The sequence below is a fragment of the Halomonas sp. DP8Y7-1 genome, from assembly GCF_019801685.1.
Classification (GTDB): domain Bacteria; phylum Pseudomonadota; class Gammaproteobacteria; order Pseudomonadales; family Halomonadaceae; genus Halomonas; species Halomonas litopenaei_A.
The window spans coordinates 126,904-142,198 of record NZ_JAHVIN010000001.1 but is presented as its reverse complement, the minus strand read 5'-3'; the positions used below and the strand labels follow the sequence as shown (position 1 = coordinate 142,198).

The following is a 15,295-nucleotide window of genomic DNA, read 5'->3' as shown; positions in this document are numbered from 1 at the left end:
CGCCCCCTTCTCACGACCCCGGCAGCTAATGCCGGCTCATCTGGAGCTTGTCATGACGTTGCGTCACCTGCCCCCCCTGTGCGCTCTACTGCTGTCGTCCTTCGCTTACGCAAGTCCGCCAGCTTGCCAGAACGCTCAGCTCGACAAGACAGCACAGGCGTTGATGGACCGGCATGGGATTCCCGGCATGTCGGTAGCGGTGATCGATGCAGGCGAGGTGTGCCTCAGCCACTACGGCGTCGCGACGCAGGAATCCGGCACCGCCACCACCGCCGAGCTTACCAACGACACGCTGTTCGAGGTTGGCTCACTCAGCAAGACCTTTACCGCGGCGCTGGGTGCCTGGGTGCACGAGAACGGCGGCTTCGCGCTGAATGACACCGCCGCCAGCATCGAGCCCCGTTTCAGCGGCCGACCGGTCGGTGAGGTCAGCATGGCAGAGCTTGCCACCTACACCGCCGGTGGCTTCCCGCTGCAGTTTCCCGCGGGCGTAGACGACGACACCATTCACGACTACTTCGTGAACTGGCAGCCGGACTTCGCCGCCGGCACCCAGCGACTTTATTCGAACCCCAGCATCGGCCTGTTCGGCCTGCTCGCAGCCCAGAGCTACGGAGCAAGCTTCGCTGAGCTGATGCAGGACAGCGTGCTGCCCACACTTGGCCTCAGTGCCACCTGGCTTACGGTGCCCGACGACCAGGCCCACCACTACGCCCAGGGCTACAACGGTGATGAGCCGGTACGCGTCAACCCAGGCCCGCTGGATGCCGAGGCCTACGGCATCAAGACCACGACGCTGGACATGGCCCGCTTCATCCAGGCCAACATCGATGCCTATCAAGGCAACCAGAACACCCCGGACGACCAGCGCATGGCAAAAGCCCTGCTGACCACCCATCACGGCTACGCCGCCGTCGGTGACATGCAGCAGGGCCTGGGCTGGGAAAGCTATGCCCTGCCAACGACACTGGAGACCCTGATGGCAGGCACCACCGCCGAGATGGCCCTCGAGCCCCAGGCCGCTACCATGCTGGCAACCTCTGGCGAGCCTCAGCCCCAGCGCTGGTATCACAAGACCGGCTCCACCGGCGGCTTTGGCGCCTACGCCGCCTTTATCCCCTCCCGGGAACAAGGCATCGTTATCCTCGCCAACAAGCGCTACCCCAACGGCGAACGGGTAGAAGCCGCCTGGCAGATCCTGAACTCCCTGGACCAATAACCGAAAGACCAAAGGGCACACCATGCCCGATAAGAGCAGATAGGCGGAGGACCATCGCCCGTGATGGTCCTCCGCCAGCTGCCTAAGCTAGCGGTGAATGTTGCGCAGGCAGACCAGCGATGAAACCGGCCCACCAACGCTGGTACACTACGCGCCCTCTCAGCTCCGACCCGTGAACCCGATGACTGACCACGATCCCCTGGCCCAGGCCCGCCGCTTTTCTGTGGCACCGATGATGGATTGGACTACCCGCGACTACAGGGTGTTCGCGCGTGCGCTGACGCGCCAGGCGCTGCTGTACACCGAGATGGTGACCACCGGTGCCATCTTGCATGGTCGCCCTCGTGAACGGTTTCTTGGCTATGACAAGGTGGAGCACCCTCTGGCGTTGCAGCTGGGGGGCAGCGATCCGGGCGAGCTCGCGGAGTGCGCGGCCATCGCTCAAGAGTGGGGCTACGATGAGGTCAACCTGAACGTCGGCTGCCCGAGTGATCGCGTGCAGAATAACCTGATCGGCGCCTGCCTGATGGGCCATCCCGATAAGGTGGCGGTGGCTGTGGCCGCCATGCGTGAGGCCGTGTCGATCCCGGTGACGGTGAAGTGTCGTATTGGTATCGACGATCAGGATGAGGACGCAGACCTGGAGCACTTCATTACCAAGGTCGCCGACGCGGGCTGTGAAGTGTTCATCGTGCATGCGCGCAAGGCGTGGCTGCAGGGGCTGTCGCCCAAGGAAAACCGCGATGTGCCGCCGCTCAACTATCCACGTGTCCATCGCCTTAAGGCGAACCGGCCCGACCTGCATATCGGGATCAACGGCGGCATCAAAAGCCTGACGGAGTGCGAAGCGCAGCTTGAGCACGTCGACAGCGTCATGGTGGGACGCGAGGCATATCAAAATCCGTGGCTCTTGGCCCAGGTCGATGAGGCCCTCTACGGGGTGCCTGGCCCGGCTCAGAGCCGCCATGCGGCAGCGATGACGCTTCGCCCCTACATCCAGCGTCGCCTGGAGGAAGGAGCCAAGCTCAACCATATGACACGCCACCTGCTGGGCCTCTTCCAGGGTTGCCCTGGCGGCCGGAAGTTCCGTCGTCACCTCTCCGAAAACGCCCACAAGGAAGGTGCCGGTCTAGCCGTGTTCGATGATGCGCTGGGACTGGTACCCGACACCGTCGAGTCCTGAGCCTTGCTGCCGTGTTGAAGGCATTAAACGCCAGCGGCCGAGCACGAGGCTCGGCCGCTGGTTGGCATCAGGTTCCCCAGGAACGTCAATACAGGGCGTCCGGCGGTGGTTCCAGGCTGGACTGAAACGTCTCGATGGCACTCTCGGCCTCTTCGATGGCATCAAACCGAGCGACGTGAAATAGCGCCTCCCCCTCGTTGGCCAGAGGCAGTCGACTCATGCCGATCACGATGCCGTCAGCCATGGCCAAGACCTCGCCTTCGGTCTCGCCGAAGGGGTCTGCTACCTTCCCCAGTACCTGGCCCTTGGCTACCCGTGCGCCAAGTCGCACCTTGGGACGCAGAATGCCGTCGATAGGTGCCCTGGCCCAGCTCGATCCATTGGCGACTTCAGCGGCAGGCGGTGCGCGACGGCGCTGCTCGCCGGTGAGCATTCCAAGCCTGCGCATGACCCGTTGAACGCCGCGAACCCCTGCGGTGATCGCCCATTCGTCAAAGCGCAGTGCTTCACCCGCTTCATAGGTCAACACCGGCGTACCGCGACTCTGGGCATAGTGGCGAAGGCTTCCCTCGCGCAGTTCCGCATTGAGGATGACCGGAGCCCCGAAGGCATCCGCCATGCGTCGCGTTTCTTCGCCGGCATCGCCAAGCTGCGCGCGAATCTGTGGCAAGTTGGTGCGATGAATCGCGCCCGTGTGCAGATCGATGATGTGAGTCGCGTGATCGACGATCTGTTCACGAAACAGCGCCGCAATACGCCCGCCCAAAGACCCCGACTCACTCCCGGGAAAACAGCGATTAAGATCGCGTCGATCAGGCAGGTACCGGCTGTGTTGCACGAATCCAAAAATATTGACGATAGGCACCGCGATCAGGGTGCCCCTCAAGCGGTTGATCTGGCGGGAGCGCAGTAGCCGACGGACAATTTCAACGCCGTTGATCTCATCGCCGTGAATGGCGCCACATACCAACAGGGTAGGACCTGCCTGCCGTCCGTGGACCACTTCTACGGGGATATCCAAAGGGGCGTGGGTATAAAGCTTGGCCACGGGCACATCGATCTGCGCGCGACTGCCGGGCTTGACCGTGACTCCGGCCAGTTCAAAAGGGGCTCTCGCCATACAGGCTCCTTGGTCACCTTATCGGTCCGTCTACAGGAGGACGGCATGTTCGTTCTTATACGCCCACGCCGTCTCCAAAACGAGTCCAATTTACCTCGCATCACTCATCGACGTCACTGAACTCATTCGGTGAGTCCGGTAGAATACGTTACTTGACGATACCGCTGGAGTTGCCCGCCCACATGGCCCGCCGTACCAAGGAAGAAGCTGCCGCTACCCGAGCCGCCCTGCTCGATGCCGCCGAGGAGGTGTTTCTCGAACGCGGCGTGGCACGTGCCTCGTTGGACCAGATTTCACGACGGGCGGGGGTGACCCGCGGCGCGCTGTATTGGCACTTCCGCAACAAGGGCGATCTGTTCCGCGCCATGCTGGAACGTGTTCACCTTCCCTTTGAGGACCTGCTGAACAACCTTGATCATGCAGAGGTGGGCCATCGGCCACTGGAAGCGGTGCGCTTGGGCTGCCACACCGGCCTGAAGCAGTGCGATACCCCGAGACACCGACGTGTGCACGGCATCTTGCTGCACCATTGCGAACGTACCGATGACTTCGACCCGCTGCAGGCAAAGGCAGAGATAGCCAGAGAAACCTGTCAGGCCTTGCTGCGGCAGTTTCAACAGGCAGAAGAGCGCCATCAGCTGCGCCCAGGGCTGAGCCCGGAGCGCGCCACTGACTTGTTCCACTACGCCCTCAGCGGGCTGTTCTGGGAATGGCTGCGGGTACCCGATGCGTTCTCGCTCAGCCAGCGCGGCCCGGCGCTGGTGGATGACCTTATCACCCTGATCGGCAGCAGTGAGACGCCATAGCAGCGCAGCACCGGTCAGTGCTGGTGATGTCCGTGGTAATGACGATGTTGCCTGCTCTCGGCATTGTCCTGGGGTGGCACCGGCTCATGGCGCTCGATCAGCTTGAGTCGCACCAGGCGCGTGCGCGCATCGAGAAACTCGCGCTCGGCGACTGAGCGAAATCCATCTTGTTCATCCAGGTACTTGACCAGCACCCGCACCTCTCCTTCCTTGGGCATTGAGCCGGGCTTGCCCCTGAGGCAAACCTCCCGCGTGCCATCGGAACACAGCACCGCTCGACAACATCCCTGCTGATCGACAAAGCCCACCACTTGCACTCGCTCACCCAGCAGGCACCGCTGGTTGAAAGAAGGCCGGTCACGGTAATGACGCAACAACGCGCGGCAACTCTTGGCCGCAAGTGGTGACGCAAGAGCAAAGGCTCCCCACAATACCGCAATAGCCAAAGGCACGATCACCAGCGCCAGATCAAACCAGCGCAACACCAGTAGCTCGGCAACCAGCGTGATGACCGCCGCGTACACGAACAACACAGAAAGCGCCATGGTGACGGGCACGCCAGCAAACCCAAGCGACACCATGGTGCTGGCCAGGTGGTCGTCTCTCAGGCTATCGCGCTCAAACAGCTGCAACGGTGCCACCCTGACGGCGACCAGCAACCAGTAGATCAGGACCACGGGCAGTAGCAGCGTGAACAGAACAAGCGGAAAGCTGAATGCCGTTTCCTGGATGATCGCGATATTCATACGTCTCTCCCGTGGCGAAGGGTGGGCCTTCCACCTGCCCAGCAGCCGATGCCACTCGTTTAGTGTCTGATAAAAGCATAGCGCTCTCTACGTCAAACCTCGACCGGGCGGTGTGGATTTTTTCGTTACCGGACAACGTGTTGCGCTGCAGCAAGCGATGCACCAAGGCCTGGATATCCGCTCTCTGCGTGCGTCGGCCTGCCCCGAAAGACGGCCCAGCGGGAAGAAAAAAGGCGCCGTCCCAATGGGACGGCGCCTTGGTCAGCACCACGTGCAGATAAAGCGAGTGACACTATCAGGGGGTCGTCGGACGTTGCTCTTGATCACCTCTGTCATCACCCCTGTCATCACCCCTGTCGCCGCGTCTATCTTCGCCCTCGTCGTGGGACGAGTTGCTGCCGAATAGCTTGTGCGACAGCGTGGCGATCATGGCATAGAAGGATGGCACGAAGCAGCTGCCCAGCACCGCCACCGACGCCATGCCCATAGCCACCGTGGTACCGATGTGGTGACTACTGGTATCACTGGCGCCGGTCGCCATGGCCAGTGGCAAGGTGCCGAAGATGAAGGCCATGGAGGTCATGACGATGGGGCGGAAACGCAGCTCAGCCGCGGTGATGGCCGCCTCACGTATGCTCTTGCCCATTTCCTTGCGTTGCAGCTCGGCAAACTCGACGATCAGGATAGCGTTCTTGGCCGCAAGGCCGATCACCACCAGCACCCCGATCTGGACGTACACGCTGGTGTCCAGTCCACGCATGGCAATACCCGCGATGCCACCCAGGAAGGCAAAGGGCGTTGCCGTCAGCACCGCCAGCGGCAAGGACCAGCTTTCGTACTGGGCCGCCAGAATCAGGAATACCATAACCATGCCGAAGATAATGGCGATGGTACCGGCGTTGCCTGCCTCGCTTTCCTGATAGGCAGTACCGGTCCAGCCCATCCCCCAGTCACTGCCCAGGGTGTCCTCGACAATCCTCTCCATGGCCTGGATCGCCTGGGTGGAGGAATAGCCCTCAGCAGGACCGCCCTGGAACTGCGCCGCCGAGTAAACCCCAAAGCGGGTCACCACGGCAGGCGCCGCCTTGCGCTCGAGAGTCACGAACTCGGACAGCGGAATCCGCTCGCCATTGCCACCACGCACGTAGACATTGTTGATGTCGTCCGGGGTGTCGCGGTACTCCGCCTCGTTCTGCAGGTACACCTGGAAGTTACGGTTCTGGTAGCTGAAGAAGTTGACGAAGCCGTTACCGAAGGTATTCGACAAGGTCGCGTTCAGGTCGGTCAGCGACACGCCGTAGCTCAGCGCCTTCTGCTGGTCGATATCAGCCCGGAATGACGGCACGTTGACACTGAACGTCGAGAACACCTGATTCAGCGCGGGATCCTGATTGGCTGCCTGCATGACCTTGAGCGAGGCCTGGTAGATCTCCTCGGGTGTGGCACCGGAGAACGACTGCAGATAGCCGGTGAACCCGCCAGTGGTGGAAAGACCAATGATCGGCGGCATATTGAAGGCCATGACCGTGCCGCCATCCACCTCGGCACCGATCTGAAAGATCCGTCCGATCAAGTCATCAACGGTGGTCTCCCGCTCGTCCCAGTTATCCATGTTGATGAAGATGATGCCGCGGGCCGTATTGACCGAGCTGGTCAGCATGTCGTAGCCAGCGATGGCCGATGAGTACCTCACACCGGGCACCTCCTCGATACGCTTGCTGACTTCCGCCATGTAGGCCTTGGTACGACTCAGCGACGCCGAGTCCGGCAGACTGACGGCCGCCAAGGCGATGCCCTGATCGGTCTCGGGCACCAGGGTCGACGGCGTGTTCTCGTACAGCCAGAACGAACCGACGCCCACCAGGGCCACCAGCGCCAGGGTCAGTATCCAGGCCTTGACCAGCCCCTTCACCGCCAGCATGAACAGCTTGGTGACCCCGTCGAAGAAGCGATCGAACAGCCTCAGCGGGGTGCGCACCGCACGCATGAAACCGGATTCTTTCTTGTGCAGGTCATGCTTGATGAAGATCGCGGACAGGGCCGGAGTGAAGGTCAACGCCATCAGCGCCGAGAAGGCCACCGATATGGCGATGGTCAACGCGAACTGCTGATAGATCTGCCCGGTGAAGCCACCAAGGAACGCCACCGGCACGAACACCGCCGCCATGATCAATGACGTCGCAATGACCGGACCGCCCACTTCCTTCATGGCCTGAACCGTCGCCTGACGAACGCTGATGTCTTCGTCTTCGGAGAGCACTCGCTCGACGTTCTCCACCACCAGGATGGCGTCATCCACCACGATGCCTATCGATAGCACCAGGGCAAACAGGGTCAGCAGGTTGATCGAGAAGCCGAACGCATAGAAGCCTGCAAAGGTCGCCAGCACAGACACCGGCACCACCGACATGGCGATCACGGTGAAACGCCAGTTCTGCAGGAAGATGAACAGAATGACGCCAACAATCAGGAAGGCTTCGATAAAGGTGTGGAAGACGGTTTCCACCGACGCATCAATGAACAGCGTGGTGTCGTAGGGCACCACGAATTCCAGCCCCGGCGGGAAGCGCCCTTCCAGCTCCGTCATTTTCTCCTTCACCAGATCCGCGGTATGCAGCGCATTGGCGCCAGGCTGCTGCTGAATCATGATCGGCGTCATGATGGCGCCGTTAAGACGCGCTTCGACACCATAGAAGGAGGCGCCCAGCTCGATGCGAGCCACATCATCCAGACGCAGTGCAGACCCGTCTTCGTTGGTACGCAGCAGGATGTTGCGGAAGTCGTCGGCACTGGACAGACGTCCGCCGGCGGTAATGGTGTAGGTAAAGGCTCGCGGGCTGTCGATGGGTGTCGACGCCAGGCTGCCCGCAGGCACTTCCGTGTTCTGGGCGCGGATCGCCGCCGCCACTTCAGTCGGCGTCAGGTCGTACTCGGCCAGCTTGTTCGGGTCCATCCAGATGCGCATGGCAAACTCGCCGCCGCCCAGCACCTCGGCCTCACCGACGCCGGGAATCTGGCGCAGCTCATCGAGAATGTTGAGGGTGGCGTAGTTCTGCATGTAGATGTTGTCGTAGTCTCCCTGGGGAGAGATCAACGACACCAGCATCAGGATCGAGCTAGAACGCAACTCGACCTGAACCCCTTGCTCCTGCACCGCTTCGGGCAACTGGGACAGCGCCCCTTGCACCCGGTTGTTGACGTTGATGGTATTGATATCACCGTCAGTGCCGATGTCGAAGGCGACACTCAGGCTCATGGAGCCGTTATCGGAGCTGGTCGAGTTCATGTAGAGCATGTTCTCAACGCCGTTGATGGCTTCCGCCAGGGGAGCCGCGACGGTTTGCGCCACGGTCTCGGCGTCAGCCCCGGGGAAGGTCGCGCTCACCGACACCGTCGGAGGCACCACGCTGGGATACTGCTCGATCGGCAGTACCCGCATGCTCATCGCACCGATGATGGTCAGGATGATCGCCAGGACCGAGGCAAAGATCGGCCGTTTGATGAAGAAGTTGGCGAAATTCATTCGTTGCCCTCTCCTTCAGCCTCCTCGGCCTCCTGGTTGCCCTGCGGTGCCTCCATTGACGCCTGGTCGGCGCCCTCTCCCGCAGCGGCCTCAGCCTGCTCGCCGGGAGCCTGTCCTGCGCCACCCTGGCCACCTTGCTGTGCCTGCTGCTCGTCGTACTGGGCCGCCTGCATCAGCGCCTCGGCATCACCGTCAAAGGGTTGCGGGTCAATCGGGGTGCCTGGCTTCAAGCTGCCCGGATCGCCGACTACCACACGCTCGCCAGGCTCGACGCCATCCAGGATGATCTGCCACGGACCGGCCAGTTCACCCAGCTGCACCGGGCGCGCGCGGGCGACGTTGTCGTCATCCAGCACGTATACCTGCGGTCCCATCAGCCCCTGAGTCAACGCCAGCTCGGGAACCGCCAGCACACCGAAGCGCGCAAGTCCCTCGATCTTCACGCGCACGTATTGCCCGGGCAGCACCGCGCCGTCAGGATTGGCGAAGGTAGCCTCTGCCTGCACCGTGCTGGTCTCGGCATCGACTCGGGACCCCAGAAAGTCCAGGTGACCGCTCAATACAGTGGGCGCCTCACCGCGAGAAGAGAACGCTTCCAGCGAGGCAACAATGTCTTCGATGCTCATGTCTTCAAGCTGACGACGCAGCTCGAAGGCATCGTTCTGGGGCATCTGGAAGCGCACCTCGAGCGGGTCCAGAGGGGTAATGGTGGCCAACTCGGTATTCGGCGACACCAGGTTGCCGACGTTGACTTCGCTCAAGCCAATCACGCCGGACACCGGGGCCGTGACATCCGCATAGTTCAGGTCAAGCTGAGCACTCTTCAGGGCCGCCTCGGCCTGGGCCACGCTGGCACGTGCTACCCGCGCGTCCGCCAATGCCTGATCCACCTGCTGGCGGCTGACAGAGTTCTGCGCGGCCAGCTGCTGGAAACGGTTGGCATCACGGTCCGCCCGAGCCACCTCGGCCTGGGCGCTGGCCAGATCTGCCTCACGCTGCGCTACCGTTGCCTCATACAGGTCAGGCTCGATCGTATACAGGCTATCGCCCTTCTCCACCTGATCGCCGGGCTCGAACTTGCGCTCTTCCAGCACACCAGTGACGCGCGCCACGAGCGTGACCTCCTGCTCGCTCATCAACTTGGAGGGGTACGATTTGTCCAGCGGAATGTCCTGATAGGCCAGCTCAGCCACTTCAATAGGCTTTGCCGGCGGCTGGCCGCCCGCCTGGGCGTCAGACTGTCCTTCATCCTGGCCACAGCCAGCCAGCAGCAACGCCGCCGCCAGTGCGGCCCAGGGGCGACCGCGCGTCATGGTGGTTTTCATCCCGTCATTCCTTGGGGTTCGTGATGTCGTAAGGCTGAAAGACATCCGGCCACCGCGGTGGTGGCCGGACCGGCGCTGGCGGGAACTACGAGTCCTGACGCGGAGGCGCGCCAATGTCCAGCACTGCGTCGTAGCCGTCGGCTTCGCTCTGCTCGGGAAGCGTAAAGTTGACCTGCCCTTCTTCTACCAGGAAGGCGTTCAGTTCAGCGATATCGTCAGCGTCGAGCACGCCGGCCTGGCGATGCAGGCTCAGCAGGTCGACCACGTAGTTGTATCGAGCATCGGCGTAGTCGGCGATGGCGTTATACAGGCTCTGTTCGGCATTGAGCACGTCAACAATGTTACGTGTGCCGACCTCATAGCCCGCACGAGTGGCGTCCAGAGCGCTCTGGTTGGAGACGATGGCCTGCTTGCGCGCCGCCACGGTGGACACGTCATTGCTGACCTGGGTGTACAGCGAGCGAATCTGCAGCACGGTCTCGCGGCGCTGGGACTCGAAGTCGTACTGACTCGACTCCAGCTGGTAGGTCGTCTGGCGCACGGAGGCACTGGTGCGTCCGCCGGTGTAAAGCGGCATGCTCGCACTCACGCCCACCTGGCTGTTCGAGTTGTAGTCCTCGTAGCCGTCCCGCTCATCATCGCTGTAGGCGTAGTTGGCAAAGGCCTCGAAGACCGGTAGATCCGCCGCGCGAGCCACATCGATCTGCTCGCGAGCCACATCGACACCGGCCTGCTGCGCCAGCAGTTCGGGATTGCGCTCAATCGCAAGCTCGATCCAGGCATCGCGGCTGGCCGGCTCAGGCAGCGCAATGGGCAGGTCGTCCTGGAGCATCTCGATGCTGTCGTAACGCTTGCCGGTCAGTCGCTCGAGGGCCTCGAAGGCTACCTGCAGGTTGCTTTCAGCGGTAATGCGGTCCGCCCGAGACTGGTCGAAGCTGGCACGAGCTTCTTCCACATCAGTGATGGCGATCAGGCCCACATCGAACTGCTCCTGGGCTTGCTCGAGCTGACGCCCGATAGCACGCTCCTGGGCACGGCGTGCTTCCAGAATTTCATACGCACGGAGAATGTCGAAATACGCCGAGGATGTGTCGATCAGCACCTGCTGCTCGGTCGCGGCCAGGCTGAAGGTCTGCTGCTCGAGCTGCGCCTTGGCCACGTCGACCTCACGGCTGTTCAGCGCGTCGTACAGCTTCTGAGTGGCCTGCAGGTTGATTCCGTAGCTGATGTAGTCATCATCCATACCGGTGCCGCTGAAACCGGACTGGGATTGCGTCTCGAAGATGTGGTTATAGGCCGCTTCACCTGAAGCGGATACCTGCGGATTGAGGTCCGCCTGCTCGACGTTGATGCCCTCTTCCACGCCACTGGTTGCAGCGCGTGCCGATGCCAGCTCGGAATTGTTTTCCAGGGCGTCGCGGGTAATGGTCAGCAGGTCAGCACCCTGGGCCTGTCCCACCATCAAGGCAGCTACAACGGCACACAGCAGGTGGCGGCGCACGCGTACCGGCGTACTCCGGGAATCAGAAACTGGATGGGAAGGCGTCATTAAAAGCATCCTCGGTATGTTGCTTGGCGTTGTCCACAAGTCCCATCACACCGGCCCGGAGGGCTCCTTCCAGGCAATCAGGACCGGTACAGCAGCGGGGCGCGTCATTGACACAGCGTGGTCGACTCCCGCGCCATCCGCGAGATTCGATCTTGCATCGGGTCAACGATCTTTCACTTGCAGCATACGCCAATAGTAGCAATCGATATACATACATTGTCGCATGTTTGATGGACTATTCTACCGCCCTTCGTGCAAGGATGGTGAAAATTTCGCAATTTCGCACGCACCCTCTAGCTCGACTAGAATGATGCAATGCAGCATTTGCATCCTCGCCGTCAGACCACCCGTCAGGAGCTGCCATGGATCATCTGAGCCTGGTCACACATCGCGAACTGGAGATCGCCGTGCGCGTTTTCCACCCCGAAGCACCGAAAACGGTAGTGGCCTGGCATGGGCTGGCGCGCCATGGTGGCGACTTCGCAGCCCTGGCAAGAGAGCTGGGTCCAGAATGGCGCGTTCTTGCTCCTGACACCCCCGGGCGGGGGCTCTCCAGCTGGTCCATGTATCCGGCCAATGACTATGTATACGCCCATTACATGACAGTAGCGTTAGCTGTACTCGACCACTTTTCGCTGGACAGCGTCCCCTGGATCGGTACCTCCATGGGAGGCCTGCTGGGCATGTTGCTGGCGGCAGATCCTGCCAGCGCATCCCGCATCGAACGCCTGGTGCTCAACGATGTCGGCCCCGAGCTCGACCCCTCGGGGCTGGCCGAGCTGGCCAGCTACTTTACGGTCCCCCATCGATTCACGCGGCTGGGACAGCTTGAAGCAGAGCTACGTCGCCACTACGCCGGCTTTGGCATTGACACCGAGGACGGTTGGCGCCAGCTGACACTGGAGAGCGCTCGGCGCCTGCCGGACGGCAGCTGGACCTATCACTACGACCCCCGGATAGGCGAGCAATTTGTCCATGACACGCCGCGGGATACCTGGTCCGACTGGAGGGCCATACGTTGCCCTTTGATGGTCATTCGTGGCGAAGATTCCACGCTGATCAGCGAAGACATTGTCCAGCGCATGGGCGAAGCACAGCCAACACTCGAGACATTGAGCGTACCTGGCTGTGGACACGCTCCCATGCTCGATCGCCCCCAGCAAGTCGACCCCATCAAGGCCTTTCTGGAATCCACCACCAGCGCCCAGCAGGAGGCCGTGGACGCCAACGCCTTGCCATGGTGGAAGCGCTGGCTGGGTATCGGGCACTGACACACCCCGGCTACACTTGGCGGTTCTTGACGGGTCTAGCCTGCCCGGTGGGCAGGCAGTCGCAGGCCCTCATGCACTGTTGCTCCAGGGAGACGTTATGTACAAGCTCGCCTTTTTCGTACCACACGACCATGCGGAGGCGGTCAAGGAAGCGGTCTTCGCCACCGGTGCTGGCCGTATCGGCGACTATGAAGCCTGCTGCTTTCAGACCGCCGGGGAAGGTCAGTTCAGGCCCTTGAACGGCGCGGATCCGCATATCGGCCGAGTCGGTGAGCTCGAGCGAGTACAGGAGTTCAAGGTCGAAATGGTGTGTGCAGATGAGTTGATTGAAGCGGCAGTGTCGGCACTGAAACTGGCACACCCTTATGAAGAAGTAGCCTATGACGTCTGGCGCCTGGCCGAACTGTGACGTCTGGCGCCTGGCCGAGCGGCGACCTCCTGCTCCAGCTCGGCTCAAGCTTCGGCTCACGCTCGGCTCACGCTCAGGCACTGCCGAAGAAGGCGGAGCGCTGCTCTGGGGTGATGTCACTGACGTGCAACGGGAAGTGATCAGTGCCCCGGTCTTCGAAAAAGTGCCGCAAGGTGCGCTCGATGGTGGGAAAGGCAAGCTCATCCCAGGGTATCTCGTGTTCTTCAAAGAGTTGCACGTCCAGGCTCTCCGGCCCCGCCGCATAGCTGCCGTTCAGCTCCGCCAGAAAGATCATGAAGACCTGGTCGATGTGGGGCAGATTGATCATGGTGTACAGCCCCGCCAGCGCCACATCGGCGCAGGCTTCCTCGCGGGTCTCCCGCCGGGCCGCATCCGGTGTCGTCTCTCCGTTCTCCATAAAACCTGCCGGCAGCGTCCAGTACCCTTCTCGGGGAGCTATGGCCCGCCGACACAGCAATACGCGAGAGCCGCACACCGGCAAGGTCCCCGCCACGATCCTGGGATTCTGGTAATGAATCGTGCCGCAGGCATGGCACAGGAAACGCGGGCGGTCATCCCCCTCAGGGATGGCAAAGCTGACCGGCTCACCACAGTGGCTGCAAAAATTCATGGGCTGCAATCGTTCTTGTCGTTCCCTGGCAGGGAGTGGGAGACAGGCTTGACGCCGCTACGTAGGGCTGGGTACAACGAACGAAACCCAGCGGACACCCCATGTTAGAGAAACTACGCAAACGCCTGCAAGCGCATTCCCCGCGGCAGCTAAAGGTCAAGCTGCCAGAGGCAGCGGTGCTGATCCCAGTGATCGACCGACCAGAGCCGGGCCTGTTGTTCACGCGTCGCGCCAGCCATCTGTCGACCCACAGCGGCCAAGTGGCCTTCCCTGGCGGCAAGCGCGAGGATCAAGATGACCACCTGCTGGCCACGGCCTTGCGTGAGTCGGAAGAGGAAATCGGCCTGGAGGCCCATCACGTCGAGGTGATCGGTCAGCTGTCCGACGTGCTTTCCCTGCACGGGCTCAAGGTCACGCCCTTTGTCGGCATCATACCGCCGGGGCTCCCGCTGGCGCCGGATCAGGGCGAGCTGGACGCCATCTTCGAGGTGCCGCTGGCTCACTTCCTTGACGATCATCGCACCCATACCGATGTCATCCCGGTCGACGGCAATAACCTCTACGTGCCCAGCTACCTGATCCCTGCCGACCAAGGCGAGGACTACGTGATCTGGGGGCTATCGGCGATGATGCTGGTGGAGCTTCTGGCGGAGGGATTCGGCCAGGAAATGAGCCTCTCGCGCCGCCCTGAGGGTACACTGCGCCACCTGCCTCCGCGACGGGCCCCACATGCCTGACGCAGACAGCCACCACTGGCTCGCAAGGGCACATGACATCACCTGGCAAGAGACGACTTCGGCACTATGAGCTATCCAGACGCTTGCCCTCTACCCCCTGGCCGCCTCGACGAGTTGATCGAGGCGCTGGTGGAGCAAGGCTTTTATATCGGCAAGGAACTGCTGGATCCGGCGCTTTGCCAGGCCCTGCACAGCGAAATCGAGGACCGCGCTCGTCTAGAGGCCCTGACCAGGGCAGGTATAGGACGCGGCAACGAGCACGAAACCCGCGATGATATTCGCGGAGACGCCATCCATTGGCTCGACCGGGAAACCCTGGCTCAGCGGCGCTACCTGGACACCATGGGGGAATTGCAGCAGGCCCTCAATGCCAGCCTGTTTCTCGGCCTGTTCGAGTATGAAGCGCACCTGGCACGCTACCCCAGCGGCGCCTTCTATCGTCGCCACCTCGACAGCTTTCGCGGCCGCGCCAACCGTGTGGTCTCCACGGTCGGCTACCTCAATCCGGACTGGCCTGAGGACGGCGGCGGTGAGATGGTGATCTACGCAAGCGATGACCAGGATCGGGAAGTGGCGCGTGTGGCGCCACAGGCAGGGACCCTGGTGTGCTTCCTGTCAGAGCAAGTACCCCATGAAGTGTTGCCAACGCGACACCCCCGGGCCAGCATCGCGGGCTGGTTCCGACGCAACGCCTCACTCGGGGGCATGATCGACCCCGCGCGCTGAGTCAGCCGCCCTGTGTGACCTGCGCTTGCCAGACAAGCCATACCGCTATC

General features: G+C 62.0%; 13 protein-coding genes. 7 read left to right on the top strand and 6 right to left on the bottom strand.

From position 1 onward, the window contains the following. Positions 1-52 precede the first annotated feature (52 nt). Together ampC and dusA are read left to right on the top strand one after the other, a co-directional pair. Positions 53-1,219, top strand: coding sequence for a class C beta-lactamase (gene ampC / locus KUV41_RS00585; protein WP_222483675.1), 1,167 nt, complete (start codon positions 53-55; stop codon positions 1,217-1,219). Positions 1,220-1,400: 181 nt separating this feature from the next. Next, the gene (dusA, locus tag KUV41_RS00580) at positions 1,401-2,402 is read left to right on the top strand and encodes a tRNA dihydrouridine(20/20a) synthase DusA (RefSeq protein ID WP_222483673.1); all 1,002 of its coding nucleotides are present in this window, start codon (positions 1,401-1,403) and stop codon (positions 2,400-2,402) included. A gap of 85 nt (positions 2,403-2,487) precedes the next feature. Here the strand turns inward: dusA and KUV41_RS00575 are convergent, their stop codons facing one another. Continuing rightward, entirely contained in the window at positions 2,488-3,522 is a 1,035-nt protein-coding gene (locus tag KUV41_RS00575) for a succinylglutamate desuccinylase/aspartoacylase family protein (RefSeq protein WP_206944329.1), read from the bottom strand. A 182-nt stretch (positions 3,523-3,704) separates the two neighbouring features. On the opposite strand from KUV41_RS00575, the gene KUV41_RS00570 reads away from it, so the two are divergent. Further along, positions 3,705-4,328 (top strand): TetR family transcriptional regulator, encoded by a 624-nt coding sequence (locus tag KUV41_RS00570; RefSeq protein ID WP_206944332.1) that lies wholly within the window; start codon positions 3,705-3,707, stop codon positions 4,326-4,328. A 14-nt stretch (positions 4,329-4,342) separates the two neighbouring features. Here KUV41_RS00570 and KUV41_RS00565 read toward each other — a convergent pair whose 3' ends face one another. The 4 genes from KUV41_RS00565 to KUV41_RS00550 form a co-directional block, all read right to left on the bottom strand. Then, a complete protein-coding gene (locus KUV41_RS00565) occupies positions 4,343-5,074 on the bottom strand; it encodes a hypothetical protein (protein ID WP_261395872.1) in 732 nt (243 codons plus the stop codon). 295 nt (positions 5,075-5,369) lie between these two features. Continuing rightward, a complete protein-coding gene (locus tag KUV41_RS00560) occupies positions 5,370-8,597 on the bottom strand; it encodes an efflux RND transporter permease subunit (RefSeq protein ID WP_222483672.1) in 3,228 nt (1,075 codons plus the stop codon). Then, complete coding sequence (locus tag KUV41_RS00555; protein WP_222483670.1) at positions 8,594-9,922, bottom strand: efflux RND transporter periplasmic adaptor subunit; 1,329 nt, start codon at positions 9,920-9,922, stop codon at positions 8,594-8,596. Before KUV41_RS00555 ends, KUV41_RS00560 begins: the two co-directional genes overlap by 4 nt. 85 nt (positions 9,923-10,007) lie before the next feature. Continuing rightward, positions 10,008-11,471 (bottom strand): TolC family outer membrane protein, encoded by a 1,464-nt coding sequence (locus KUV41_RS00550; RefSeq protein ID WP_206944337.1) that lies wholly within the window; start codon positions 11,469-11,471, stop codon positions 10,008-10,010. A 362-nt stretch (positions 11,472-11,833) separates the two neighbouring features. On the opposite strand from KUV41_RS00550, the gene KUV41_RS00545 reads away from it, so the two are divergent. Next, complete coding sequence (locus KUV41_RS00545; protein WP_222483669.1) at positions 11,834-12,742, top strand: alpha/beta fold hydrolase; 909 nt, start codon at positions 11,834-11,836, stop codon at positions 12,740-12,742. Between the two features lie 97 nt (positions 12,743-12,839). Further along, the gene (locus tag KUV41_RS00540; protein WP_206944339.1) at positions 12,840-13,151 is read left to right on the top strand and encodes a YqfO family protein; all 312 of its coding nucleotides are present in this window, start codon (positions 12,840-12,842) and stop codon (positions 13,149-13,151) included. A 73-nt stretch (positions 13,152-13,224) separates the two neighbouring features. On the opposite strand, the gene KUV41_RS00535 is transcribed toward KUV41_RS00540, so the two are convergent. Next, positions 13,225-13,782: an NUDIX hydrolase gene (locus tag KUV41_RS00535; protein WP_206944340.1), complete on the bottom strand. Its 558-nt coding sequence runs from the start codon at positions 13,780-13,782 to the stop codon at positions 13,225-13,227. A 101-nt stretch (positions 13,783-13,883) separates the two neighbouring features. Here KUV41_RS00535 and KUV41_RS00530 point away from each other — a divergent pair, with 101 nt between their 5' ends. Both KUV41_RS00530 and KUV41_RS00525 read left to right on the top strand, forming a co-directional pair. Continuing rightward, on the top strand, positions 13,884-14,519 hold the full coding sequence (locus tag KUV41_RS00530) for a CoA pyrophosphatase (protein WP_206944341.1): 636 nt from the start codon (positions 13,884-13,886) through the stop codon (positions 14,517-14,519). Between the two features lie 66 nt (positions 14,520-14,585). Beyond that, positions 14,586-15,245: a 2OG-Fe(II) oxygenase gene (locus KUV41_RS00525; protein ID WP_206944342.1), complete on the top strand. Its 660-nt coding sequence runs from the start codon at positions 14,586-14,588 to the stop codon at positions 15,243-15,245. Positions 15,246-15,295: the final 50 nt, after the last annotated feature.

Excerpts from the sequence above, each read along its gene's own strand:
- KUV41_RS00535 (WP_206944340.1), bottom strand. The coding sequence starts at position 13,782 with ATGAATTTTTGCAGCCACTGTGGTGAGCCGGTCAGCTTTGCCATCCCT.
- KUV41_RS00545 (WP_222483669.1), top strand. The coding sequence starts at position 11,834 with ATGGATCATCTGAGCCTGGTCACACATCGCGAACTGGAGATCGCCGTG.
- KUV41_RS00560 (WP_222483672.1), bottom strand. The coding sequence starts at position 8,597 with ATGAATTTCGCCAACTTCTTCATCAAACGGCCGATCTTTGCCTCGGTC.
- KUV41_RS00570 (WP_206944332.1), top strand. The coding sequence starts at position 3,705 with ATGGCCCGCCGTACCAAGGAAGAAGCTGCCGCTACCCGAGCCGCCCTG.
- KUV41_RS00550 (WP_206944337.1), bottom strand. The coding sequence starts at position 11,471 with ATGACGCCTTCCCATCCAGTTTCTGATTCCCGGAGTACGCCGGTACGC.
- KUV41_RS00565 (WP_261395872.1), bottom strand. The coding sequence starts at position 5,074 with ATGAATATCGCGATCATCCAGGAAACGGCATTCAGCTTTCCGCTTGTT.
- KUV41_RS00530 (WP_206944341.1), top strand. The coding sequence starts at position 13,884 with ATGTTAGAGAAACTACGCAAACGCCTGCAAGCGCATTCCCCGCGGCAG.
- KUV41_RS00575 (WP_206944329.1), bottom strand. The coding sequence starts at position 3,522 with ATGGCGAGAGCCCCTTTTGAACTGGCCGGAGTCACGGTCAAGCCCGGC.
- ampC (WP_222483675.1), top strand. The coding sequence starts at position 53 with ATGACGTTGCGTCACCTGCCCCCCCTGTGCGCTCTACTGCTGTCGTCC.
- dusA (WP_222483673.1), top strand. The coding sequence starts at position 1,401 with ATGACTGACCACGATCCCCTGGCCCAGGCCCGCCGCTTTTCTGTGGCA.
- KUV41_RS00525 (WP_206944342.1), top strand. The coding sequence starts at position 14,586 with ATGAGCTATCCAGACGCTTGCCCTCTACCCCCTGGCCGCCTCGACGAG.
- KUV41_RS00540 (WP_206944339.1), top strand. The coding sequence starts at position 12,840 with ATGTACAAGCTCGCCTTTTTCGTACCACACGACCATGCGGAGGCGGTC.
- KUV41_RS00555 (WP_222483670.1), bottom strand. The coding sequence starts at position 9,922 with ATGAAAACCACCATGACGCGCGGTCGCCCCTGGGCCGCACTGGCGGCG.